The following is a 22,807-nucleotide window of genomic DNA, read 5'->3' as shown; positions in this document are numbered from 1 at the left end:
GCCATGGCCTACCGGCCGTCCAGGAAGTTCAAGAAGACCCTGCTCGGCGGCGGCGCCTTCGTCGTCCTCGCCGGCCTCAACGCCCCGGCCGCGCTCTCCTTCGCCGAGGAGAAGTACCACGCCTACAAGATCTCCCAGCCCGGCTACAAGGCGCGGTACGGCTCCTGGGAGCAGGTCCACGTCCCCGGCGAGCACCGCCTCAACGCCATCCACGCCGCCCTGCTGCGCACCGGCAAGGTCCTCCTCATCGCCGGGTCGGGCAACAACCAGAAGAGCTTCGACGCCGGCACCTTCAAGACCATCCTCTGGGACCCCGCCGCCCACACCTTCCAGGCCGTCGACACCCCCGAGGACTTCTTCTGCGCCGGCCACAGCCAGCTCCCCGACGGCCGCCTCCTCGTCGCCGGCGGCACGGCCCGCTACGAGGTCCTCGACGGCGAGGTGAAGCGCGCCGGCGGCGCCATGCGCGTCAAGAACGAGAGCCCCGACAAGGCGGTCACCCTCAGGAAGGGCACCGTCTTCCGCTCCCCGGGCGGCGTCGAGTACGTCTCCACCCAGGACGTGACGGTCCCCCGGGCGAAGCGCGAGTTCAAGGTCTCGTACTCCGCGACCGGCCGGATGAAGCCCTGGGAGACCCGGGTCACCGCCGCCGAGGCCCGGGTCTTCGTCGAGGCCAGGAAGGAGGGCCCGCAGGGGCTCACCACCCAGGCCGCCCAGTACACGATCCGCGGGCTCAAGGGCGAGGACGCGCGGAACGTCTACGGCATCGCCCAGAAGCTCACCACCAACAAGCAGGACTTCCAGGGCATCAAGTCGGCCTACGAGTTCGACCCGGTCGCCGAGCGGTACGTGCCCGTCGCCCCGATGAAGGACGCCCGCTGGTACCCCACCCTCGTCACCCTCCAGGACGGCAGGGTCCTCGCCGTCTCCGGCCTCGACGAGGTGGGCGACGTCGTCCCCGGCGACAACGAGATCTACGACCCGAGGACCAAGAAGTGGACCCGGGGCCCCTTCCGCTACTTCCCCACCTACCCCGCCCTCTTCCTCACCCAGGGCGGCAAGCTCTTCTACACCGGCTCCAACGCCGGCTACGGCCCGGCCGACAAGGGCCGCGTCCCCGGCCTGTGGGACCTGAGGAGGAACGTCTTCCAGGAGATCCGCGGCATCGACGACCCCGACCAGCTGGAGACCTCCGCCTCCCTCATCCTCCCGCCCGTCCAGGAGCAGAAGCTGATGGTCCTCGGCGGCGGCGGGGTCGGCGAGTCGGCCCTGTCGACGCCCCGCACGGCCGTCATCGACCTCAAGGAGCAGAGCCCCGTCTTCCGGGCCGGGCCCACCCTCCCCGAGGGCACCCGCTACCTCAGCAGCGTCCTGCTGCCCGACGACACCGTCTTCACCACCGGCGGCTCCCGCGACTACCGGGGCCGCGGCGCCAGCGACATCCTCAAGGCGCAGTTCTACGAGCCGCGCACCAACGGCTTCCGCCCGGCCGCCGAGCCGACCGTCGGCCGCAACTACCACTCCGAGGCCCTGCTGCTGCCGGACGGCCGCGTGGCCACCTTCGGCTCCGACCCGCTGTTCGGCGACAAGGACAACACCAGGATCGGCACGTTCGAGCAGCGCGTGGAGGTCTTCACCCCGCCCTACCTCCAGGGCGACGCCCCCCGCCGCCGCCCGGTCCTCGGCGACGGGCCGAGCGCGTTCGACCGCGACGGCCGCGCCACCTTCGCGACGAAGGACGCCGGCCGCATCACCAAGGCCCGGCTGATGCGGCCGAGCGCCGTCACCCACACCACGGACGTGGAGCAGCGCTCCGTCGAACTGGGGATCACGCGGACCGAGGACTCCGTCACCGTCGAGGCGCCGCTCGACCCGACCCTGGTGCCGCCGGGCTGGTACATGCTGTTCGCCCTCGACGCCGAGGGCCGCCCGTCCGTCGCCAAGTGGATCAGGGTCGACCTCCGGGAGCCGCGCGGCTAGGGAGGGTCCTCGAAGCGGCATCGTCCGGCGGACGGGACTTCGAAGGCACGGCCTAGGCGGCGGGCGCCCGGCGCGCCAGGCCCAGGGCGTACTCCGGCCACCAGGTGCCCGCCGCCGGCCCGCCCCGGCAGGTGCCGTCCGACTCGCCGGGCCGCTTCACCCACAGGTACGCGTCGACCAGCCGGTCGCCGGTCCGCAGGGTGGGCGGCGTGCCCAGCGCCCGGCCCGGCGGGTTGCACCACGCCTCCTCGCCGCCGCCGGGCAGCGGTCCCGCGCCGTTGCGGCTGGTGTCCACGGTGAAGTGGGCCCCGCCCAGCAGCCCCGACAGCTCCGTCCCGAACGCCCGGACCACCTCGTCCGTCTCGAAGTTCGCCACGTTCAGCGCGAAGCCGTCCGCCCGTTCGACGCCGGCGCGCCGCAGCGGTTCCACCAGCCGGCCCGGGTCCCTCATCCACGCCGGGTTGCCCGCGTCCAGGTACACCCTGGTGTTCGGCTGCCGCTTCAGCCGGTCCACGGCCCGGGACAGCAGCCGGTAGCGCTCCTGTGCGCCCGCCCCGGTCGTGCAGCCGTCCACCACGTGCGCCACGGCGTCCGGTTCCAGGACGACGATGGCCGGGGCGTCGCCGATGGCGTCCGCGAACGCGTCGACCCACCGCCCGTACGCCTCCCCGTCCGGGGCGCCGCCCGCCGAGTACCGGCCGCAGTCGCGGTGCGGGACGTTGTACGCGGCGAGGACGACCGTCCGCCCCTCGCCGGTCGCGCCGCGCACCGCCCGCGCCACGTCCCGCGCGGGGTCGTCGCCGGACGGCCAGATCGCGGCGGGGCGTTCGGAGATCCGCCGCAGGAGCCGCGCCTCCTCGGTGCGGCCGGCCGCCTCGTACTCCCTCACCTGCCGCGCCGCCGCGCTGTCCGGGTCGACCCAGAACGGGGAGCCGGAGGAGGGGGCGGCGGCCTCGCCCCGCCTGGCCGGCGCGGGGGAGGGCGGCTCCCCGGCGGTGCCGTCGCCCCGGCCGGGGCCGGAGGAGCAGCCGGAGGCGACGAGGAGGGCGGTGAGCGTCAGGGTGAGCAGGGCGCGGGACGACGGTCGGTTGCCGGACATCAAGATCCCTCGGATCGCTGCGGGCAGACCCGGCCATCGTGACACGGTGGTCACGCGCAGTCGCCGTGCGACACCGGGAGTGACGCCTGGAGGGGTGCCGGAGCGGCCCGGCGCCCGAAGTGTGAGATCGGGCTGACCGCCATGTGACCACTCGGTAAGGTCATGGCGTGCCGAAGCCGCTCAGTCTCCCCTTCGACCCCATCGCCCGTGCCGGCGAACTCTGGCGGCAGCGCTGGGGCCCGGTCCCCTCGATGGCCGCGATCACCTCGATCATGCGCGCGCACCAGATCCTGCTGGCCGAGGTCGACGCCGTGGTCAAGCCGTACGGGCTGACGTTCGCGCGGTACGAGGCGCTGGTGCTGCTCACCTTCTCCAAGGAGGGGGAGCTGCCCATGTCGAAGATCGGCGAGCGGCTGATGGTGCACCCCACGTCGGTGACGAACACCGTGGACCGGCTGGTCCGCTCCGGCCTGGTGGCCAAGCGCCCCAACCCGAACGACGGGCGCGGCACGCTGGCCTCCATCACCGGGAAGGGCCGCGAGGTGGTCGAGGCGGCCACGGCGGACCTGATGGCGATGGACTTCGGCCTCGGCGCGTACGACGCGGAGGAGTGCGCCGAGATCTTCGCGATGCTGCGGCCGCTGCGGGTGGCGGCGGGGGACTTCGACGAGACGTAGGGGTGCGCGAAGATCGCCCGGATCGGGTGGTTACGCTCGATGCCATGAAATCCAGCGTGCTGACCCGCTACCGGGTGATGGCCTACGTCACGGCCGTCATGCTCCTCGTGCTCTGTGCGTGCATGGTCGCCAAGTACGGCTTCGGCGTGGGCGAGGACGTCACCTTCATGGTGTCCCAGACCCACGGCGTGCTGTACATCATCTACCTGATCTTCGCCTTCGACCTGGGCTCCAAGGCCCGCTGGCCGTTCGGCAAGCTCCTGTGGATCCTGCTCTCCGGCACCATCCCGACCGCCGCCTTCTTCGTCGAGCGCAAGGTCGTCCGTGAGGTCCAGCCGCTGATCGCCGGCTCCGCGCCGGTCGCCGCCAAGGTGTGACCGCACGTCCCCGACCGCCGGGCGCGGCGTGCGCCCGGCGGTCAGCCATCGACATTTACTAGGACGTCCTAGTAAATTCGAGGTATGGACGCTGACGCCATCGAGGAAGGCCGCCGACGCTGGCAGGCCCGTTACGACGCCGCCAGGAAGCGCGACGCCGACTTCACCACGCTCTCCGGTGACCCCGTGGAGCCCGTCTACGGGCCGCGGCCCGGCGACACCTACGACGGCTTCGAGCGGATCGGCTGGCCCGGTGAGTACCCCTTCACCCGCGGCCTGTACCCGACCGGCTACCGCGGCCGCACCTGGACCATCCGCCAGTTCGCCGGCTTCGGCAACGCCGAGCAGACGAACGAGCGGTACAAGATGATCCTGGCCGCGGGCGGCGGCGGCCTCTCCGTCGCCTTCGACATGCCGACGCTCATGGGCCGCGACTCCGACGACCCCCGCTCCCTCGGCGAGGTCGGCCACTGCGGCGTCGCCATCGACTCCGCCGCCGACATGGAGGTCCTCTTCCAGGGCATCCCGCTCGGCGACGTCACCACCTCGATGACCATCAGCGGCCCCGCCGTCCCGGTCTTCTGCATGTACCTCGTCGCCGCCGAGCGCCAGGGCGTCGACCCGTCCGTCCTCAACGGCACGCTCCAGACGGACATCTTCAAGGAGTACATCGCCCAGAAGGAGTGGCTGTTCGGGCCCGAGCCGCACCTGCGGCTCATCGGCGACCTGATGGAGCACTGCGCCCGGCACATCCCCGCCTACAAGCCGCTCTCCGTCTCCGGCTACCACATCCGCGAGGCCGGCTCGACGGCCGCGCAGGAGCTGGCGTACACCCTCGCGGACGGCTTCGCCTACGTCGAGCTCGGCCTCTCCCGCGGCCTGGACGTCGACGTCTTCGCCCCCGGGCTCTCCTTCTTCTTCGACGCGCACGTCGACTTCTTCGAGGAGATCGCCAAGTTCCGCGCGGCCCGCCGCATCTGGGCCCGCTGGCTGAAGGAGGTCTACGGCGCCAGGACCGACAAGGCGCAGTGGCTCCGCTTCCACACCCAGACCGCCGGCGTCTCCCTGACCGCGCAGCAGCCCTACAACAACGTCGTGCGCACCGCCGTCGAGGCGCTCGCCGCGGTGCTCGGCGGCACCAACTCGCTGCACACCAACGCCCTCGACGAGACCCTCGCCCTCCCCTCCGAGCAGGCCGCCGAGATCGCCCTGCGCACCCAGCAGGTGCTGATGGAGGAGACCGGCGTCGCCAACGTCGCGGACCCGCTGGGCGGCTCCTGGTACGTGGAGCAGCTCACCGACCGGATCGAGGCCGACGCCGAGAAGATCTTCGACCAGATCAAGGAGCGCGGCCTGCGCGTCCACCCGGACGGGCGGCACCCCATCGGCCCGATCACCTCCGGCATCCTGCGCGGGATCGAGGACGGCTGGTTCACCGGCGAGATCGCCGAGGCCGCCTTCCGCTACCAGCAGTCCCTGGAGAAGGACGACAAGAAGGTCGTCGGCGTCAACTGCCACACCGGCTCGGTCACCGGCGACCTGGAGATCCTCCGGGTCAGCCACGAGGTGGAGCGCGAGCAGGTGCGGATCCTCGCCGACCGCAAGGCCCGCCGCGACGACACGAGGGTGCGCGCCGCGCTCGACGCGATGCTGGCCGCCGCCCGGGACGGCTCCAACATGATCGAGCCCATGCTCGACGCGGTACGGGCCGAGGCCACGCTCGGGGAGATCTGCGACGTCCTGCGCGACGAGTGGGGCACGTACACCGAGCCCGCCGGGTTCTGAGCGGCCCCCGCCGGAAAACCCTTCGCCCCCGAAGGATCTCGGCGTGCATGCTGGACGCGTGCATGCCGAGATCCGAGAGGCCACCGCCGGCGACTGGCCGGCCGTCTGGCCCTTCTTCCACCAGATCGTCGCCGCGGGCGAGACCTTCACCTACCCCGTGGACCTCGACGCCGAGGAGGCGCGCGGCTGGTGGCTGCTGGAGCCGCCGAACCGCACGGTCGTGGCCGTCGACGCGGCCGGTACGGTCGTCGGCACCGCCAAGATGAACCGCAACCAGGCGGGCAACGGCGCGCACGTCGCCAGCGCCAGCTACATGGTCGACCCGGCGCACGGCGACCGCGGCGTCGGCCGGGCGCTCGTCGAGGACAGCCTCCGGTGGGCGAGGGAGGCCGGCTTCCGGGGGATGCAGTTCAACGCGGTCGTCCAGACCAACACCCACGCGGTACGGCTCTACGAGGACCTGGGCTTCGGGATCGTCGGCACCGTCCCGGACGCCTTTCGCCACCCGGTGCACGGCTACACGGGGCTGCACGTCATGTACCGGCCGCTCTGACCCCTCCGCCCGGTCCGCCCGCTCCCGGCCGCTCAGTCGTACGCGGCGGCGCCGAGGCCGCCGAGCAGCAGCGCCGTGAACCGCCGGACCCACTCCCCGTCGACGGGCTGCCCGCTGACCAGGGCCCGGTGGACCACGGTGCCCGCGATGACGTCGAAGACCAGGTCGTCGGCCGCGCCCGCCGCGTCGGCGCGGTCGTCCGCCGGCACGGGCAGCTCGCCGCGGGCCTGGGCGCGGGCCCGGCCCTCCAGGACCAGCCGCTTCTGCCGGTCGACGATGGAGGCGCGGATCCGCTCGCGCAGCGGTTCGTCGCGGGTGGACTCGGCGACGACGGCCATCAGCGCCGTCTTCGCCTCGGGCCGTTCGAGCAGCGCGGCGAACTGGCGCACCACGCCCTCGACGTCCGCGGCGAGGCTGCCGCGGTCGGGCAGCTCCAGCTCGTCGAAGAGGACGGCGACGGCGTCCACGACGAGCTCGTTCTTGCCGGCCCAGCGCCGGTACAGGGTGGTCTTGGCGACGCCGGCGCGGGCCGCCACGTCCCCCATCGACAGCTTGGACCAGCCCAGCTCGACCAGGGCGGCGCGGGTCGCCTCCAGGATCGCGGTGTCCGCTGCGGCGCTGCGCGGACGCCCGGGGCGCCCGGCCCGTGCGGCGGCGCTCGGGGGAGGGGTGTGGCGGCGGCACATGACGGCGACCATACCGGCGGGTAGGCGCGGTGCCCCGGCGCCGCGCGTGTGAGCCAGTTCACCCGCCCGCACGGCCCGTGCCCCCCGCCGCGCAGTTACGCTACGACGCGTAGCGAAAGGCTGGTGCGGCCCGCAGCGACGACCACGGGCGCCGGGTGGGGACCCGGTGCCGCCACGTCTTGTGCCATGACTTACCGGTTACGTGCGCGGAAGGGGGAGGATGTACCCATGCAGCCTAGGAACATGTCCATGAGCGGCGTCGTCGACCTCGCCGCGGTGAAGGCGGCCGGAGAGGCCAAGGCGAAGGCGGAGCAGGCGCGCGCGCAAGCGGGCGGACAGGGCGGCGGCGGAGCCGTGCCCCCGTCCGCGCTGGTGATCGACGTCGACGAGGCGGGCTTCGAGCGCGACATCGTCCAGCGGTCCGCCGAGGTACCGGTCGTCATCGACTTCTGGGCCGAGTGGTGCCAGCCGTGCAAGCAGCTCGGCCCTCTGCTGGAGCGGCTGGCCGTCGAGTACAACGGCCGTTTCGTCCTGGCGAAGATCGACGTCGACGCCAACCAGATGCTGATGCAGCAGTTCGGGATCCAGGGCATCCCGGCGGTGTTCGCGGTGGTGGCCGGCCAGGCCCTGCCCCTCTTCCAGGGCGCGGCGCCGGAGCCGCAGATCCGCGAGACCCTGGACCAGCTCGTCCAGGTCGCCGAGCAGCGCTTCGGCCTGACCGGCCTGACCGTGGACGCGGACGGGCAGGCCCCCGGCGTGGACGCCGGGGCCGGGACGGTGCCGGCCGGCCCGTACGACGCGCTGCTGGAGGCGGCGGTCCGGGCGCTGGACTCCAACGACATCCCCGGCGCGATCCAGGCCTACCGGAACGTGCTGGTCGACGACCCGGGCAACATGGAGGCCAAGCTGGGCCTCGCCCAGGCCGAGCTGCTCGGCCGGGTGCAGGGGATGGACCCGCAGCAGGTCCGCAAGAACGCCGCCGACGACCCGGCGGACGTGGCGGCCCAGCTGGACGCCGCCGACCTCGACCTGGTGGGCGGCCACGTGGAGGACGCCTTCGGGCGGCTCGTCGACACCGTGCGCCGCACGGCCGGCGACGACCGGGACGCGGCGCGCCTGCGGCTGCTGGAGCTGTTCGAGGTCATCGGCCCGGACGACCCGAGGGTGATCAAGGCCCGCGGCGACCTGGCGCGCGTGCTCTTCTGACCCCGGCCCCCCCGAGGCCGTCCCGCCGGCAGGGCCGCGGGGCGGCCTCCGGGGCGTCGCACGGCCGCGTTTTGCCAAATCTTGGCAATCGCGGTCGCTGTTACTTCCAGTAAGTCAACACCGACTTTATGTCCGTCTATCGACGCTGAAATCACCTTTCGCCGAACCGGTCGGTAGCACCGTGAGTGCCTGCGCGACGGCGCGCTGTCGCGCCCGGTTTATCGAGCCGTTACTAGCCGGTAACGAACCCCCTTGTGCCCCGCGCCCGAATGGACCACGATCGGCCACGCTCGGTCCGACGCCGCACCGCGGGGTCGGTTCCCCACCGAGTGGGCCGGGGCACCTGCGCCGGCCGCGGACAGGGGGGTTCCTGCTCATCCGGCAGGGCCTGTCCGAACAGGCCGCGCGGACGCCTGCGCCGAGCGGCCGGTGGTTGTCGCTCGGGGGTGATCGCCGGTGATCCGGACGCGGCTCGCGCCCGATCCGCGGGCGTTCCCCTTCCCGAGGACGTAGCACTTCTCCCATCCCAGGACGGGCCTTCGGGTCCGGCCCGGAGATGTACGTCCGAGAAGGAGGAATCTATGAAGTCCCAGGTTCGCGGTGGGACCAGATGGAAGCGGTTCGCCGTCGTCATGGTGCCCAGCGTGGTCGCGACGGCGGCGGTGGGCGTCGGACTGGCGCAGGGCGCGCTCGCAGCGTCGTTCGCCGTCTCCGGCCAGGAGTTCAAGGTCAAGGCGGAGCGCCTGGACGGCACCGGCTTCGCCCAGTACGGCGGCGTGGACATGGGCTACGCCAACATCAAGGAGGGTGACCAGCTCGTTCCGCGGCCGGTCGCGATCTCGACCTTCCGGGATGCCAAGATCACCAACATGTGCCAGTCGGTGGTCACGCCGGACGTGCCGGTCTTCGGCAAGATCACGCTGAAGCTGACGGCGGGCACGGACCCGAAGAGCGAGGCGCAGCGGGTCCACGCGACCAACCTGTACCTCGACGTCACGGACCTCGACGCCAACGCCGAGTTCAAGAACATCGACATCGGCATGGCCGCCAAGGACACCGCCCAGGGCAAGCCCTTCGGCAAGGGCCCGGCGGTCAAGGACGAGAAGATCAACCAGAACGGCTTCGCCCAGCAGGCGGAGACGGCGGTCCTCACCGACGTGGAGCAGAAGGCGTGGGCGACCACGGCCGGCACGTTCAAGCTGCCCGGCCTGAGCATGCGCCTGCACAAGGGTGACGGCCCCAAGGTCGAGTGCTACTGACCGGTGATCCGTACGGGCGGGCGCGGGACCCGCGAGGCGACCGTGCCCGCCCGTCTCCCTCTTCGACACAGCAACACAGTTCCAGGGAGCTTCCATGAGCGCCGAGTCGCCGGAGCAGAACGAGCACTTCATCCGCGTCCTCAGGCAGCGGTTCCGTGACTGGCGGGGTACCCGGCCGTTCTGGGCGGGCCTGTTCACCCTGCTGGGCGGAATCCCGATCGCCTACTTCCCGTACGCGACCCTCCAGCTCGGGCAGATGACCCTCTCGATGGCGACCACCGCGGGCGCCGGGTCGCTGATCATCGGGGTCCTGCTGGTCACCCTGGGCCTGACCATGTGGTTCCAGCAGGCCGTGCGCATCTTCGCGGGTGTCGCGGCGATCCTGCTCGCCCTGGTGTCCATCCCCGTGGCCAACCTGGGCGGCTTCGTCATCGGCTTCCTGATGGCGCTGATCGGTGGAGCCCTCTCCGTCTCCTGGGCGCCCGGGCAGCCGGAGAGCGAGCCGGAGCCCCACGCGGACGACCTGCCGGACCCGGTCGCCGCACCCATGTACGACACCGAGACGACTGTCGACGCCAATGGCGGGAGGAACAGTGCGGGGTGACGAGACACAGCCGGCGGCGGCCGACGACGGGGCCGTGCGCGGAAGGGGTGGACCGCGCCACGCGGCCCCCCGCAGATCGCTGCTGACCAGGCTTCAGGCGCCGGCGGGCAAGGCGCTGGCCCTGGCCGCGATGCCCACGGCCGTCCTGGTGGGCATGAGCCTCACGCCGCGGCCGGCGCTGGCGGACGAGAAGGACGTCCCCTTCGCGCCGGGCCCGTGCGTGACGCAGTCGGACGAGCCGGCGGAGTCGGAGGAGCCGAAGCCGACGCCGAGCCTGTCGCCCTCGCCCTCGGCGTCGCCGTCCGCGACCCCGTCGCCGAGCGGCGGGACGCCGTCGGGGAAGCCGACGGGGAAGCCGTCGGGGGACGGGACGGACGAGCCGACGGCGGACCCGACGAAGGAACCGCAGAAGGACACGTCCCCGGCCGCGACCCCGTCCCCCACGCCCACCGCGTCGCGCGACCCCCTGGACCCGCTGGGGGTCGGGGAGGCCGTCAAGGACCTCCTCGGCGGACTGGCGGGCAGGCAGGAGCCGACCGGAGCCGCCCCGTCGGCGCCCGCGCCGACCGCGACGCCCACCGCCCCGCCGACCGCGACGCCCACCGCCCCGGTGACGGCGAAGCCGCCGACGAAGCCGGCGGAGGGCCCCGGGCGCCCGTCCGCGAAGCCGGTCGACGAGGTGTCGGACGAGACCGAGGAGGCCATCAGGGAGGCCGCCGGCAAGGTGGGCGCCGAGGTCGAGGAGCTGCCCGAGGACGTCAAGGGCCTGGACCCGAAGAAGGACGAGGACGTCCCGGACGGCGCCAAGCCCCGCTTCCCGTGCCCCACCCCGGACCCCCAGGCCCTCGCGGACGCCGAGCTGGAGCCCGGCATCCCGCACGTGGCGGACGACCCGTGGCGGCTGGAGAGCACGAAGCTCACCCTGCGCGGGCTGAAGTACCACGGCATCGTCGAGGTCCGAACGGGCAGCGGCACGGTCAAGAAGGCCCTGAAGTTCACCGCCTCGGAGGTGGACATCAAGGACCTGCACCAGCTCACCGTCCACAGTGAGGGCCGCACGGGCCACGTCGCGTCCCGCCCGGGGTCCACCTCCACGATCCGCGGCGGCACGGTGACGATGTACACGGAGGAGCTGAAGGGCGACCTCTTCGGCATCATCCCGATCACGTTCAGCCCCGAGAGCCCGCCCCCGCTGGACGTTCCCTACGCCTTCTTCACCGACGTGAAGGTCACCCAGGCGGCCCAGTTCGGCGGCACCCTGGCCGTGCCGGGCCTCCGCAACTACATCGAGGACTGAGCGCGCCGCGACGGGGGCGGCACCCGGGCCACCGGGTGCCGCCCCCGCCGTACGTCCGGTGTCAGGCGTCCTCGCCGCTGCCCAGGTGGTGGACGCGGACCATGTTCGTGGTGCCGGGGACGCCGGGCGGGGAGCCGGCGGTGATGACCATGACGTCGCCCGGGTTGTAGCGCTGGAGCTTCAGCAGCTCCGCGTCGACCAGGTCGACCATCGCGTCGGTGTTGTCGACGTGCGGGACGACGAAGGACTCGACGCCCCAGCTCAGCGCCAGCTGGTTGCGGGTGGCGACGTCCGTGGTGAACGCCAGGATCGGCTGCGCCGCGCGGTAGCGGGACAGGCGGCGGGCCGTGTCGCCGGACTTGGTGAAGGCGATCAGCGCCTTGCCGTGCAGGAAGTCCGCGATCTCCGCGGCCGCGCGGGCCACCGAACCGCCCTGCGTGCGCGGCTTCTTGCCGGGGACCAGGGGCTGCAGGCCCTTGGAGAGCAGCTCCTCCTCCGCCGCCGTGACGATCTTCGACATCGTCTTGACCGTCTCGATGGGGTACGCGCCCACGGACGACTCCGCGGACAGCATGACCGCGTCGGCGCCGTCCAGGATCGCGTTCGCCACGTCGGACGCCTCGGCGCGCGTCGGCCGCGAGTTGGTGATCATCGACTCCATCATCTGGGTCGCGACGATCACCGGCTTGGCGTTGCGGCGGCACAGCTCGATGAGCCGCTTCTGCACCATCGGGACCTTCTCGAGCGGGTACTCGACGGCGAGGTCGCCGCGCGCCACCATCACGCCGTCGAACGCCATCACGACGTCCTGCATGTTGGCGACGGCCTGCGGCTTCTCCACCTTCGCGATGACCGGGACCCGGCGGCCCACCTCGTCCATCACGCGGTGGACGTCCTTGACGTCGTCGGCGTCCCGGACGAAGGACAGCGCGACCATGTCGCAGCCCATCCGCAGGGCGAAGCGCAGGTCCTCGACGTCCTTCTCGGAGAGCGCCGGCACGTTCACCGCCGCACCCGGCAGGTTGATGCCCTTGTGGTCGGAGATGACACCGCCCTCGATGACGATCGAGCGCACCCGGGAGCCGTCGACCTCCAGCACCTTCAGCTCGACGTTGCCGTCGTTGATCAGGATCTGGTCGCCCTTGGAGACGTCGCCGGGGAGGCCCTTGTACGTGGTGCCGCAGATGGACTTGTCGCCGGGGACGTCCTCGGTGGTGATCGTGAACTCGTCCCCGCGGACCAGCTCCACCGGGCCCTCGGCGAAGGTCTCCAGACGGATCTTCGGGCCCTGGAGGTCGGCGAGCACGCCGACGGCGTGGCCCGTGTCCTCGGCCGCCTTGCGAAGGCGGTGGTACCGCTCCTCGTGCTCAGTGTGGGTTCCGTGGCTCATGTTGAAACGGGCCACGTTCATGCCGGCCTCGATGAGCGCTTTCAGCTGCTCGTAGGAGTCGACGGCGGGGCCCAGTGTGCAGACGATTTTGGAACGGCGCATAAGGCGGATCCTATCGGTTTGTTTCAGTGCGGAATATTCCGGCCGGCGGAATGTACAAATGGGCGGACTGCCGCTCAGTCGAGTTCTTCGAAGTGAGTTGTTGTTTCCCGATTTCAGTTGTTTACCAGCGAGTAAGTCTGTCGTGCGATCTCCAGTTCCTCGTCGGTCGGAACCACCGCGACCGCCACCCGCGCGCCCGCGGGCGAGATCAGGCGCGGCTCCCCGGACCGCACGGCGTTGAGCTCGGGGTCCACCGCCAGGCCCAGCTGCTCCAGGCCCTCCAGGGCAGCTTCCCGCACCGGGGCCGCGTTCTCGCCGACGCCCGCCGTGAACGCCACCGCGTCCACCCGGCCGAGCACCGCGTAGTACGCCCCGACGTACTTCTTCAGGCGGTGGACGTAAATGTCGAACGCGAGCCGGGCCCGCTCGTCGCCCTCGTCGATTCGGCGGCGGATCTCCCGCATGTCGTTGTCCCCGCACAGCCCCACGAGACCGCTCCTCTTGTTCAGCAGTTCGTCGATCTCGTCGACCGACATCCCCGCCACCCGCCGCAGGTGGAAGGTGACCGCCGGGTCGACGTCACCGGACCGCGTACCCATCACCAGGCCCTCCAGCGGCGTCAGGCCCATCGACGTGTCCACGCACCGCCCGCCGGCCACCGCCGAGGCGGACGCGCCGTTGCCCAGGTGCAGCACGATCACGTTCACCTCCGACGGGTCCCTGCCCAGCAGCCGCGCCGTCTCGCGGGAGACGTACGCGTGGGAGGTGCCGTGGAAGCCGTAGCGGCGGATGCGGTGCGCGTCGGCGGTCTCCGTGTCGATCGCGTACCGGGCGGCGTGCTCGGGCATCGTCGTGTGGAACGCCGTGTCGAAGACCGCCACCTGCGGCAGGTCCGGGCGCAGCGCCCGCGCCGTGCGGATGCCGACGATGTTCGCCGGGTTGTGCAGCGGGGCGACCGGGACCAGCCGCTCCACCTCCGCCAGCACCTCGTCCGTGACCACCGTGGGCTCGGTGAACCGCAGGCCGCCGTGGACCACGCGGTGGCCGATCGCCGCCAGGTCGGGGGAGTCCAGGCCGAGGCCGTCGGCGGTCAGCTCCGCCGCGACCGCCCTCAGGGCCGCCTCGTGGCCGGCCATCGGGGCGGTGCGCTCGCGCCGCCCGCCGCCCGCCGGCGTGTGCACCAGGCGCGAGGTGCTCTCGCCGATCCGCTCCACGAGGCCGACGGCGAGACGGGAGCCGTCCCGCATGTCGAGCAGCTGGTATTTCACCGACGAGGAGCCGGAGTTGAGGACGAGGACACGGGTCGCGCTGGTCACGGGTGCGGTGCTTTCTGTCGTCGGGCGGGAGGGGCGGGGCGGGCGGGGGCGCGGGTGTCACGCGGGGCCGTGCGGCGCGGCCTGTGCCTGCGCCTGGATGGCGGTGATGGCCACCGTGTTCACGATGTCGCTGACGAGCGCGCCGCGCGACAGGTCGTTCACCGGCTTGCGCAGGCCCTGCAGCACCGGGCCCACGGCCACGGCGCCCGCCGAGCGCTGCACGGCCTTGTACGTGTTGTTGCCCGTGTTCAGGTCCGGGAAGACCAGCACGGTGGCCCGGCCCGCGACGTCCGAGCCGGGCAGCTTCGTCGCCGCGACGGACGGCTCCACGGCGGCGTCGTACTGGATCGGGCCCTCGACGCTCAGCTCCGGGTGCGCCGCGCGGACCAGCTTCGTCGCCTCGCGCACCTTGTCCACGTCCGCGCCCGACCCCGACGTGCCGGTCGAGTACGACAGCATCGCGATCCGCGGCTCGACGCCGAACCGGGCGGCGGTGGCCGCCGACTGGACGGCGATGTCGGCGAGCTGCTCGGCGTCCGGGTCCGGGTTGACCGCGCAGTCGCCGTACACGAGGACCTCGTCCGCCAGGCACATGAAGAACACCGACGACACGATCGACGCGTCCGGCTTCGTCTTGATGATCTCGAACGCCGGCCGGATCGTCGCCGCCGTCGAGTGCACCGACCCCGACACCATGCCGTCCGCGAGGCCCTCCTCGACCATCAGCGTGCCGAAGTAGTTGACGTCCGACACCACGTCGTACGCCAGCTCCACCGAGACGCCCTTGTGCGCGCGCAGCGCCGCGTACCGCTCCGCGAAACGCTGCCGCAGCTCGGACGCCGCCGGGTCGACCAGCTGCGCGCCGGACAGGTCGATGCTCAGGTCGGCGGCCTTCTTGCGGATCGTGTCCGGGTCGCCGAGCAGCGTCAGGTCGCACACGTCGCGGCGGATCAGCACGTCGGCGGCGCGCAGCACCCGCTCCTCCACGCCCTCCGGCAGCACGACCCGGCGGCGGTCGGCGCGGGCCTGCTCCAGCAGCTCGTGCTCGAACATCATCGGCGTGACGCGGCCGCTGCGCGCGACGGAGACCCGCTTCAGCAGGTCGCCCGTGTCGACGTGGCGCTCGAAGAGGCCCAGCGCGGTCTCCGCCTTGCGCGGGGTGGCCGCGGTCATCTTGCCCTCCAGCGCGAACAGCTCCTGCGCGGTGGGGAAGCTGTTGCCGCTGACCGCGATCACCGGCGTGCCGGGGGCCAGGCGGGCGGCCAGGGTGAGGACCTCCTCGCCGGGCTGCTCGTTCAGGGTGAGCAGGACGCCCGCGATCGGCGGCGTGCCGGCCGAGTGCGCCGCCAGCGCGCCCACCACCAGGTCGGCGCGGTCGCCGGGGGTGACGACCAGGCAGCCGGGGGTCAGGGCGTTGAGGAAGTTCGGCAGCGTCGCGCCGCCGAAGACGAAGTCCAGGGCGTCGCGCGCCAGCCCCGAGTCGTCCCCGAGCACGACGCGGGCGCCCAGCGCGTGGGTGATCTGCGCGACCGTCGGGGCGGAGAGCGCCGGCTGGTCGGGCAGGACGTAGCACGGGACGGGGAGGCGGGCCGCGAGCCGCTCGGCTATCGCCCCCCGGTCCTCGGTGGCCACCCGGTTCACGACCATCGCCAGGACGTCGCAGCCGAGCCCGTCGTACGCGCGGAACGCGTTGCGCGCCTCGGCCCGCACCGCGTCGGCCGGCCGGCCCTTGCCGCCGACGACCGGGATGACGGAGGCGCCGAACTCGTTGGCCAGGCGCGCGTTGAGCGCCAGCTCGTCGGGCAGCTGCGTCGCGGCGAAGTCCGTACCGAGGACGAGGACGACCTCGTAGGCGCGCGCCACCGCGTGGAACCGCTCCACCAGGTGGGACACGAGCGCGTCGGTGCCCTGCTCGGCCTGGAGCGCCGCCGCCTCCCGGTAGTCCATGCCGTACACCGTCGCCGGGTCCTGCGACAGCCGGTAGCGGGCCCGCAGCAGCTCGAAGAGGCGGTCCGGCCCGTCGTGCACCAGCGGGCGGAACACCCCCACCCGGTCCACCTGGCGGGTGAGGAGCTCCATCACTCCCAGCTCCACGACCTGGCGGCCGTCCCCGCGCTCGATCCCGGTCACGTACACGCTGCGCGCCACGCCGTGGTCTCCTGTCCGTCAAGCGAGTGTGCGACTAGTGCTCCGTATTGGCGAAAAAACACCTCGCGAGAGGCGGCCATACCCTCTTGACAATACCTCCGCGAGTGGGTAGGGCGCCTGCCGGGTGCGGGGTGGGGCCGACCCGCCCCCGGGTCGGCCCGGCGGCCCCCGCGGGATCCCCCGCCCGCCCGGCCGGCCGGGCAGGGGGAACGCGGCCCGTGGGACAATTCGGGTGCCCCCGTACGGCACGGCGATTCCCTACCGAGCAGGAGACACAGCACGATGCGTATCGGAGTTCTCACCGCAGGCGGCGACTGCCCCGGCCTGAACGCCGTGATCCGCTCGGTCGTGCACCGCGCGCTCACCGGTCACGGAGACGAAGTCATCGGCTTCGAGGACGGGTTCAAGGGCCTCCTCGACGGCCACTACCGGCCCCTCGACCTGAACGCCGTCAGCGGCATCCTCGCCCGCGGCGGCACCATCCTCGGCTCGGCCCGGCTGGAGCGCGCCCGGCTGCAGGAGGCCGCCGAGAACTGCGACGACCTGCAGCGCCGCTACGGCATCGACGTCCTCATCCCGATCGGCGGCGAGGGCACGCTGACGGCGGCCCGCATGCTGTCCGACGCGGGCATGCCGGTGGTCGGCGTCCCCAAGACCATCGACAACGACATCTCGGCGACGGACCGCACGTTCGGCTTCGACACGGCGGTGATGGTCGCCACCGAGGCCATAGACCGGCTGAAGACCACCGCCGAATCGCACCAGCGGGTGATGGTCGTCGAGGTGATGGGGCGTCACGCGGGGTGGATCGCCCTGGAGTCCGGCATGGCCGGCGGCGCCCACGGCATCTGCCTGCCGGAGCGGCCCTTCCAGGTGGACGACCTGGTCAAGATGGTCGAGGAGCGGTTCGCGCGCGGCAAGAAGTTCGCGGTGATCTGCGTCGCGGAGGGCGCGCACCCGGCGGAGGGCTCCATGGAGTACCGCAAGGGCGAGATCGACCAGTACGGGCACGAGCGCTTCCAGGGGATCGGCACCCGGCTCGCCAAGGAACTGGAGAGGCGCCTCGGCAAGGAGGCCCGGCCCGTGATCCTCGGCCACGTCCAGCGGGGCGGCACGCCGACCGCGTACGACCGGGTGCTCGCGACCCGCTTCGGCTGGCACGCGGTGGAGGCCGCGCACCGGGGCGACTTCGGCAGGATGACGGCGCTGCGGGGGACGGGGATCACCATGGCGCCGCTCGCCGACGCGACGACACGGCTGAAGACGGTGCCGGAGGACCGGATGCTGGAGGCGGAGTCCGTCTTCTGACCGGCCCGCCGGCCCGGCGCCGTGAAGCGGCCTTGATCGTCCCCCTGTAACGATCAAGGCCGCTCGTCCGTGGGCCGTGGCCGGATTCCACTCTTGAGCGCCCTTGCCGTTTCAACAAGGCTTGGGGCTTGTCCCGGACATGTCCCAACCCTGTCCGGGGCGGCAAGGGAAGGAACTGTCGATGACCGACGGGGAAGAAGTCCCCAGCCCACGGGACCCCCAGGACCCCGCCGGGTTCGTCGCCCAGCTGCAGGCGCTCAAGGACTGGTCCGGGCTGACGTACCGCGAACTGTCGGTCCGCGCGGAGGCGGTGGGCGACAGCCTGCCGCGGTCGACGGTCGCGAACATGCTGGCGCGCGGGACGCTGCCGCGGGAGGAACTGCTCGTCGCCTTCGTCCGCGCGTGCGGGGCGGGGCCGGAGGAGACGGAGCGCTGGCTGGCCGCCCGCAAGCACCTGGCCGGCCGCCGGAGCCCCCACCCGGCGCCGGGCCCGTGCGCCTGCGCCCCCGGCTCCTGCACCTGCGGCCCGCACGACCCCGAACCGGCCCGGACCACCGGCGCCCCGGCCCCGCTTCCCGGCGCCGCGGACGCGTCCGGCTCCGTGCCGGCCCCGCGTCCCGGACCGGACGCGCCCGCCGCGGAGCCGGACGCCCCGGCGGGGGCCCCGGCGCCGGACGCGGCCGGCCGTCCCCCGGGGGACGGCGGCCCCGCGGGCGTACCGGGCGCCGGGGACGACCGGCCGCGCGGCGCGGCCGGGGACACCGGCCCTCCCGCCGGCACCGCGCCGCGGCCGCACACCGGTGCGGCCGCGCGGGACGCGGCACCCGCCGGGGACCACCCGCCGAACGGCGCGCGGGCGCACACCGGTACCGGGCCGGCCGCGGCGGACGGACGGTCCGGCGCGGGGCGGCCCCGGGGGCTCCGGGCGTGGGCGGGACGGGCCCTCGTGCCGGTCCTGGGCGGGATCACGCTCCTCATGGCGCTGGTCACCGTCGTCTCCCACCTCGGCGGCGACGGGAAGGACGGCCCCGGGCCGACCGCCGCCGCCCCGCCCGCCGAGGGGAGGGCCGACATCCGCGCCCTGCACTCCGGACTGTGCCTCAACGAACGGCGCGGGCAGCGCAGCGGGCAGGTGTACCAGGTCGACTGCGCCGGCGCCGTCGTCCCCCGCTACTCCCTCGCCCGCCTGGACGGCGGCCTGTGGCGGATCGTCTCGGACCACCCCGACTACGGTCCCGGCTGCTCCGGCATCCCCGTCGAGGCCGCCCGGAAGGACGGCGCCCCGCTCGCCGACCAGGAGTGCGGCAAGCGCGGCCCGAGCGAGGCGTTCCGGATCGAACCGCTGGACGGCGACCCCGCGCAGGGGCACCGCCTGCGCAGCGCCGGGTCCGGGCTGTGCGTCACCGTGCCCGGGGCGTCCCGCGAGGCGTGGACGGCCGTCGTCCAGAAACCGTGCGCGCCGGACGGCGCCGGCCAGCTCTTCGGCTTCGACCGCCCCCGGTCCGGGGGTTAGACATACCGACCCGTGAGGCCGTGCCTTCGACGCCCCGTCCGCCGCCCTGCGGGCGAACGGCGCTCCTTCGAGGACGCTCCCCGGCGCCCTACAGCCGCGCCAGCGTCCAGAAGTGGTCGACGATCCGCTCCAGGTACGCGCGGCCCTCCTCCCCGCCGCTGCCGCCCGAGTCGCCCCAGCTGTACGTGGCGACCATCCGCGCCTGGTAGTCGGCGTGCAGCCGCTGGAGCACCTCCTCCAGGTGGTCGCGGCGCATCGGCAGCAGCTTCGAGGCCGGGCGGACGTACGCCTGCCAGCGGGTGGTGGCCGCGTCCCGCAGGACCTCCGCCAGCTCGGCGTCCCTCCCGGTGGCGTTCAGCAGTTCGCGCGGGCCCAGGCCGAGGACCTGCGCGAGCGCGGCGGTCTGCCGTTCGTTGCCGCGCCAGCGGCCGGACTCCTCCATCCGCAGGTACGCCCTGGCGTCCACCCCGATCCGCCGGGCCAGGTCCTCGGGCGCCATGCCCCGGGCCATGCGGTGCTCCCGCAGGGTCGTCGCGGCGGTGAGCAGCTCGCCGGGGGAGCACCACAGCACGCCGGCGAGCGCGGTGAGCTCGCGGGCGTCGGGACGGCCGAGGCCGCGTTCCCAGGCGGTGACGGTCTCGGGGGAGACGTCCAGTCCGTACTGCGCGCGCAGGCCGTACGCGACGTGGCCGGGTGCCATGCCCAGGCCCTCGCGGAGGCGGCGCGCGGCCAGGGCGTTGAACGGGGGCGTGGGGGCGGGGGGAGAGGGGTGCACGCGCACAAGCTAGGGGCGGGTCGTCACCTGTGGCTACGGTCCGTTCGAACAACGGCCAATGTTGGAGGAAGGTCCAGAAGAATCCCTTTTCCGGTCCGATGCGCCTTCCGGGTGCTCCAGGCGCTCGGGGCGGGGGCTCGGGGCGCGCCGGGAGGGCGGCCGGGCCCGGCCGCCCTCCCGTACCCGCGACCTCCGGCCCCGCGGGCGGTACGCCCGGCGGCCGTACGTCCGGCGCTCCCGCGGCTCAGCGGCCCGGTGTGCCCGGCAGCCAGCGGTACTGGAGCTCCGGCCGCCCGACCTGCCCGTACTGCGGGCTGCGCTCCGCCCGCCCGACGGTCACCAGGTGCTCCAGGTAGCGGCGCGCGGTGATCCGCGAGATGCCCACGGCGGCGCCGGCCTCCGCCGCGGTCAGCCCGCCGGACGCCTCGCGCAGGGCCCGGGTCACGGTGGCGAGGGTGGGCGCGCTCAGTCCCTTGGGCAGCGCGGCGGGCTGCGGCGTGCGGAGCGCGGCGAGCGCCCGGTCGACCTCGTCCTGCCCGGACGCCTCGCCCACGGCCGCGCGGAACTCGGCGTACCGCGCGAGCCGGTCCCGCAGGGTGGCGAACGTGAACGGCTTCAGCACGTACTGCACGACGCCGAGCGACACGCCCTCGCGCACGATCGCCAGGTCGCGCGCGGAGGTGACGGCGATGACGTCGGCGGAGTGGCCTGCGGCCCGCAGGGAGCGCAGGAGGTGCAGGCCGTGGCCGTCCGGCAGGTACAGGTCGAGGAGGATCAGGTCGACGGGCGTGCGCTCCAGCAGCCGTACGGCGGCGGCGCGCGAGTGGGCGACGCCGACCACGCCGAAGCCGGGCACGCGCCCGGCGTACAGGGCGTGCGCGTCGGCGGCGACCGGGTCGTCCTCGACCACCAGCACCCTGATCCCGTCCGCGCTCACGTCCGCCCCTCCGTCCCGGCGCCCCCGCCCGTCACCGCCGCGCCCCCGCCGTCCACCGGGCGCGTCGGTGACGGTACCCGCTCCGCCGGTGCCGCCGCCCGCCCCGGTCCGCCGCCCAGCGGCAGCCGCACCGTGAACTCCGCGCCGCCCTCCGGGGCCGTGTCCAGCTCCACGCGGCCGCCCGCCCGGTGGGCGGCCTGCCGCACCAGGGGCAGGCCGATGCCGCGGCCCGGGCCGCGGGTGGACCAGCCGCGGGTGAAGACCGCCTCCGCGTCGCCGGGCCGCACGCCCGGGCCGGTGTCCGCGACGCGCAGCAGCAGTTCGCCGCCGGCCGCGGCGAGCGCCACCGTGACGCGGGAGCCCGCCGAGCCCTGCGCCGCCTCGACGGCGTTGTCGATCAGGTTGCCGAGGATCGTGACGAGGTCCCGCGCCGCGAGGCCCGGCGGCAGGACGCCGTCGTCGATGCGGCTGTCGTCGGTCAGGACCAGCTCGACGCCCCGCTCGCTGGCCTGCGCCGACTTGCCCAGCAGCAGCGCGGCCAGCACCGGCTCGCCGACCGCGTCGACCACCCGGTCCGTCAGCGTCTGCGCCAGCTCCAGCTCCGCCGTCGCGAAGCCGACCGCCTCCTCCACGCGGCCCAGCTCGATCAGCGACACGACCGTGTGCAGCCGGTTCGCGGCCTCGTGCGCCTGCGCGCGCAGCGCCTGCGTGAAGCCGCGCTCCGAGTCCAGTTCGCCGGAGAGCGCCTGGAGCTCGGTGTGGTCCCGCAGGGTCACGACCGAGCCGCGCCGCTCCCCGCCGACCACCGGCCGGATGGACACCACCAGCACCCGGTCCGCCGTCAGGTGCAGTTCGTCCTCGCGCGGCTCGGCCGCCAGCAGCGCGCCCGTCAGCGACGGGGGCAGCCCCAGCTCGGTGACGGAGGTGCCGACGGCGTCCTCCCGCAGGCCCAGCAGCTCCCGCGCGCCGTCGTTGACCAGCGCGATCCGGCGGCGCCCGTCCAGCATCAGCAGTCCCTCGCGCACCGCGTGCAGGGCGGCCTGGTGGTAGTCGTGCATCCGGCTCAGCTCGGTGGCGTTCATGCCGTGCGTGTGCCGCCGCAGCCGGGCGTTGACCACGTACGTGCCGACCGCGCCCAGGGCCAGCGCCCCGCAGGCGAAGCCGAGCAGCGCGGTCACCTGGTGCCGCAGCTGCTCGGTGATCCGGTCGACGGTGATGCCCGCGCTGACCAGGGCGACGACGCGGTCCCGGTCCCACACGGGCGTGATCGTCCGTACGGAGCGCCCCAGCGTCCCGTCGTACGTCTCCGTCAGCGTCCCGCCGCGCTGCGCCGCGTCGATGTGGCCGAGATACGTCCCCCCGATCCGGTCCGGTTCCGGGTGCGTCCAGCGCGTGCCGTCCGGTGCCATGACCACCACGAAGGTCACCCCGCGCTCGCCGGTGAGGGCGTCCGCGTACGGCTGGAGGGCGGCCGTCGGGTTGTCCGAGCGGACGGCGGCGACGACCGAGGGCGACCTGGCCACGGCCGTCGCGGTGGCCGTCGCCTGCCGGCGCGCGGTCTCCTCCGCCTGGGCGCGGTCGGTGAGGTACGCGAAGACCGCGCACCCGGCCACGATGACCGCCACCAGCACGGCCTGCATGGCGAACAGCTGGCCGGCGAGACTGCGGGGGCGGGGGAGGCGCATGCCGCAAGTCTGCCTGTCCGAAAACGTGTGAACGAAACGCACGCAACGGTGACCGGGGTCACAGGCGTGGTGGATAGTCGCGGGGATCCACCGGGACGTGGAGCGAATTC

General features: G+C 73.4%; 19 protein-coding genes. 11 read left to right on the top strand and 8 right to left on the bottom strand.

What is annotated here, in order from left to right; translation table 11 throughout:
* Window positions 1-3 precede the first annotated feature (3 nt).
* On the top strand, window positions 4-1,980 hold the full coding sequence (glxA, locus tag IE106_RS00245) for a radical copper oxidase GlxA (RefSeq protein ID WP_189529171.1): 1,977 nt from the start codon (window positions 4-6) through the stop codon (window positions 1,978-1,980).
* A 52-nt stretch (window positions 1,981-2,032) separates the two neighbouring features.
* Here the strand turns inward: glxA and IE106_RS00240 are convergent, their stop codons facing one another.
* The gene (locus IE106_RS00240) at window positions 2,033-3,079 is read right to left on the bottom strand and encodes a glycoside hydrolase family 6 protein (protein WP_189529170.1); all 1,047 of its coding nucleotides are present in this window, start codon (window positions 3,077-3,079) and stop codon (window positions 2,033-2,035) included.
* Between the two features lie 167 nt (window positions 3,080-3,246).
* On the opposite strand from IE106_RS00240, the gene IE106_RS00235 reads away from it, so the two are divergent.
* The 4 genes from IE106_RS00235 to IE106_RS00220 all read left to right on the top strand — a co-directional run bounded on the left by IE106_RS00235 (window position 3,247) and on the right by IE106_RS00220 (window position 6,471).
* Window positions 3,247-3,756, top strand: a complete 510-nt coding sequence (locus tag IE106_RS00235) for a MarR family winged helix-turn-helix transcriptional regulator (RefSeq protein WP_189529169.1) — start codon at window positions 3,247-3,249, stop codon at window positions 3,754-3,756.
* A 44-nt stretch (window positions 3,757-3,800) separates the two neighbouring features.
* Window positions 3,801-4,133, top strand: coding sequence for a DUF3817 domain-containing protein (locus IE106_RS00230; RefSeq protein ID WP_189529168.1), 333 nt, complete (start codon window positions 3,801-3,803; stop codon window positions 4,131-4,133).
* Window positions 4,134-4,217: 84 nt separating this feature from the next.
* Window positions 4,218-5,918 (top strand): coenzyme B12-dependent isobutyryl-CoA mutase large subunit, encoded by a 1,701-nt coding sequence (gene icmA / locus IE106_RS00225; RefSeq protein WP_189529167.1) that lies wholly within the window; start codon window positions 4,218-4,220, stop codon window positions 5,916-5,918.
* A 58-nt stretch (window positions 5,919-5,976) separates the two neighbouring features.
* On the top strand, window positions 5,977-6,471 hold the full coding sequence (locus tag IE106_RS00220; protein WP_229839896.1) for a GNAT family N-acetyltransferase: 495 nt from the start codon (window positions 5,977-5,979) through the stop codon (window positions 6,469-6,471).
* 32 nt (window positions 6,472-6,503) lie between these two features.
* On the opposite strand, the gene IE106_RS00215 is transcribed toward IE106_RS00220, so the two are convergent.
* Complete coding sequence (locus tag IE106_RS00215; protein WP_229839893.1) at window positions 6,504-7,157, bottom strand: TetR/AcrR family transcriptional regulator; 654 nt, start codon at window positions 7,155-7,157, stop codon at window positions 6,504-6,506.
* Window positions 7,158-7,385: 228 nt separating this feature from the next.
* On the opposite strand from IE106_RS00215, the gene IE106_RS00210 reads away from it, so the two are divergent.
* From IE106_RS00210 to IE106_RS00195, 4 genes are all read left to right on the top strand, one after another.
* The gene (locus tag IE106_RS00210) at window positions 7,386-8,363 is read left to right on the top strand and encodes a tetratricopeptide repeat protein (RefSeq protein ID WP_189529165.1); all 978 of its coding nucleotides are present in this window, start codon (window positions 7,386-7,388) and stop codon (window positions 8,361-8,363) included.
* Between the two features lie 581 nt (window positions 8,364-8,944).
* A complete protein-coding gene (locus IE106_RS00205) occupies window positions 8,945-9,622 on the top strand; it encodes a DUF6230 family protein (protein ID WP_189529164.1) in 678 nt (225 codons plus the stop codon).
* Between the two features lie 94 nt (window positions 9,623-9,716).
* Window positions 9,717-10,226 (top strand): DUF6114 domain-containing protein, encoded by a 510-nt coding sequence (locus IE106_RS00200; RefSeq protein WP_189529163.1) that lies wholly within the window; start codon window positions 9,717-9,719, stop codon window positions 10,224-10,226.
* Window positions 10,216-11,523, top strand: coding sequence for a hypothetical protein (locus tag IE106_RS00195; RefSeq protein ID WP_189529885.1), 1,308 nt, complete (start codon window positions 10,216-10,218; stop codon window positions 11,521-11,523). The genes IE106_RS00200 and IE106_RS00195 overlap by 11 nt, the downstream gene beginning before the upstream one ends.
* A 61-nt stretch (window positions 11,524-11,584) precedes the next feature.
* Here IE106_RS00195 and pyk read toward each other — a convergent pair whose 3' ends face one another.
* The 3 genes from pyk to pta form a co-directional block, all read right to left on the bottom strand.
* Window positions 11,585-13,015 (bottom strand): pyruvate kinase, encoded by a 1,431-nt coding sequence (gene pyk, locus IE106_RS00190; RefSeq protein WP_189529162.1) that lies wholly within the window; start codon window positions 13,013-13,015, stop codon window positions 11,585-11,587.
* Between the two features lie 113 nt (window positions 13,016-13,128).
* Window positions 13,129-14,331 carry an acetate kinase gene (locus tag IE106_RS00185; protein WP_189529161.1) on the bottom strand — a complete coding sequence of 401 codons (1,203 nt, stop codon included), beginning with the start codon at window positions 14,329-14,331 and terminating at the stop codon, window positions 13,129-13,131.
* A 57-nt stretch (window positions 14,332-14,388) separates the two neighbouring features.
* Entirely contained in the window at window positions 14,389-16,479 is a 2,091-nt protein-coding gene (pta, locus tag IE106_RS00180; protein WP_189529160.1) for a phosphate acetyltransferase, read from the bottom strand.
* Between the two features lie 282 nt (window positions 16,480-16,761).
* Between pta and IE106_RS00175 the strand changes: the two genes are divergently transcribed.
* Together IE106_RS00175 and IE106_RS00170 are read left to right on the top strand one after the other, a co-directional pair.
* A complete protein-coding gene (locus IE106_RS00175) occupies window positions 16,762-17,787 on the top strand; it encodes an ATP-dependent 6-phosphofructokinase (RefSeq protein WP_189529159.1) in 1,026 nt (341 codons plus the stop codon).
* Window positions 17,788-17,968: 181 nt separating this feature from the next.
* Complete coding sequence (locus IE106_RS00170) at window positions 17,969-19,300, top strand: RICIN domain-containing protein (protein WP_189529158.1); 1,332 nt, start codon at window positions 17,969-17,971, stop codon at window positions 19,298-19,300.
* An 88-nt stretch (window positions 19,301-19,388) separates the two neighbouring features.
* On the opposite strand, the gene IE106_RS00165 is transcribed toward IE106_RS00170, so the two are convergent.
* From IE106_RS00165 to IE106_RS00155, 3 genes are all read right to left on the bottom strand, one after another.
* Entirely contained in the window at window positions 19,389-20,081 is a 693-nt protein-coding gene (locus tag IE106_RS00165) for a helix-turn-helix domain-containing protein (protein WP_373295884.1), read from the bottom strand.
* Window positions 20,082-20,319: 238 nt separating this feature from the next.
* A complete protein-coding gene (locus IE106_RS00160; protein ID WP_189529157.1) occupies window positions 20,320-21,012 on the bottom strand; it encodes a response regulator in 693 nt (230 codons plus the stop codon).
* Window positions 21,009-22,697 (bottom strand): sensor histidine kinase, encoded by a 1,689-nt coding sequence (locus IE106_RS00155; protein WP_189529156.1) that lies wholly within the window; start codon window positions 22,695-22,697, stop codon window positions 21,009-21,011. The genes IE106_RS00160 and IE106_RS00155 overlap by 4 nt, the downstream gene beginning before the upstream one ends.
* Window positions 22,698-22,807: the final 110 nt, after the last annotated feature.

It is taken from the genome of Streptomyces roseolilacinus, from assembly GCF_014649335.1.
Lineage (GTDB): Bacteria > Actinomycetota > Actinomycetes > Streptomycetales > Streptomycetaceae > Streptomyces > Streptomyces roseolilacinus.
Note: the sequence above shows the minus strand (reverse complement) of the source record. Positions and strands in the feature narration are given on the sequence as shown.

Excerpts from the sequence above, each read along its gene's own strand:
- IE106_RS00200 (WP_189529163.1), top strand. The coding sequence starts at position 9,717 with ATGAGCGCCGAGTCGCCGGAGCAGAACGAGCACTTCATCCGCGTCCTC.
- IE106_RS00205 (WP_189529164.1), top strand. The coding sequence starts at position 8,945 with ATGAAGTCCCAGGTTCGCGGTGGGACCAGATGGAAGCGGTTCGCCGTC.
- IE106_RS00210 (WP_189529165.1), top strand. The coding sequence starts at position 7,386 with ATGCAGCCTAGGAACATGTCCATGAGCGGCGTCGTCGACCTCGCCGCG.
- IE106_RS00175 (WP_189529159.1), top strand. The coding sequence starts at position 16,762 with ATGCGTATCGGAGTTCTCACCGCAGGCGGCGACTGCCCCGGCCTGAAC.
- IE106_RS00215 (WP_229839893.1), bottom strand. The coding sequence starts at position 7,157 with ATGTGCCGCCGCCACACCCCTCCCCCGAGCGCCGCCGCACGGGCCGGG.
- IE106_RS00240 (WP_189529170.1), bottom strand. The coding sequence starts at position 3,079 with ATGTCCGGCAACCGACCGTCGTCCCGCGCCCTGCTCACCCTGACGCTC.
- icmA (WP_189529167.1), top strand. The coding sequence starts at position 4,218 with ATGGACGCTGACGCCATCGAGGAAGGCCGCCGACGCTGGCAGGCCCGT.
- IE106_RS00170 (WP_189529158.1), top strand. The coding sequence starts at position 17,969 with ATGACCGACGGGGAAGAAGTCCCCAGCCCACGGGACCCCCAGGACCCC.
- glxA (WP_189529171.1), top strand. The coding sequence starts at position 4 with ATGGCCTACCGGCCGTCCAGGAAGTTCAAGAAGACCCTGCTCGGCGGC.
- IE106_RS00155 (WP_189529156.1), bottom strand. The coding sequence starts at position 22,697 with ATGCGCCTCCCCCGCCCCCGCAGTCTCGCCGGCCAGCTGTTCGCCATG.
- IE106_RS00230 (WP_189529168.1), top strand. The coding sequence starts at position 3,801 with ATGAAATCCAGCGTGCTGACCCGCTACCGGGTGATGGCCTACGTCACG.
- pyk (WP_189529162.1), bottom strand. The coding sequence starts at position 13,015 with ATGCGCCGTTCCAAAATCGTCTGCACACTGGGCCCCGCCGTCGACTCC.